Origin of the sequence: Oceaniradius stylonematis, from assembly GCF_003149475.2 — a bacterium.
Lineage (GTDB): Bacteria > Pseudomonadota > Alphaproteobacteria > Rhizobiales > Rhizobiaceae > Roseitalea > Roseitalea stylonematis.
Genome location: NZ_QFWV02000016.1, coordinates 1 through 229, shown reverse-complemented (window position 1 = coordinate 229; position 229 = coordinate 1). Strand labels below are relative to the sequence as shown.

Annotated in this window: 1 protein-coding gene; it reads right to left on the bottom strand. The window is 65.1% G+C overall.

All coding sequences use genetic code 11. From position 1 onward, the window contains the following. Positions 1-229 (bottom strand): aminotransferase class I/II-fold pyridoxal phosphate-dependent enzyme (locus DEM25_RS17440; RefSeq protein WP_120222799.1); only part of this gene is annotated, 229 nt, incomplete at both ends.

Here is a 229-nt window from a genome sequence, read left to right as displayed (position 1 = left end):
CCAGTTCCTCTTCGAGCTTCACATGGCCATGATTGGTGCCCGAAATGTTGCGCGTGCCGCCGGCGCCCGTGCCGCATTTGTCGATCGCCTCGTGCATTGCCGCGACCACGTCCGGATGCTGGCCCATGCCCAGATAATCGTTCGAGCACCATACCGTCACATCGTGGGTCGAGCCGTCCCCGCGGTGCCGCGTCGCACGCGGAAAACACCCGCGCTGGCGCTCAAGCTC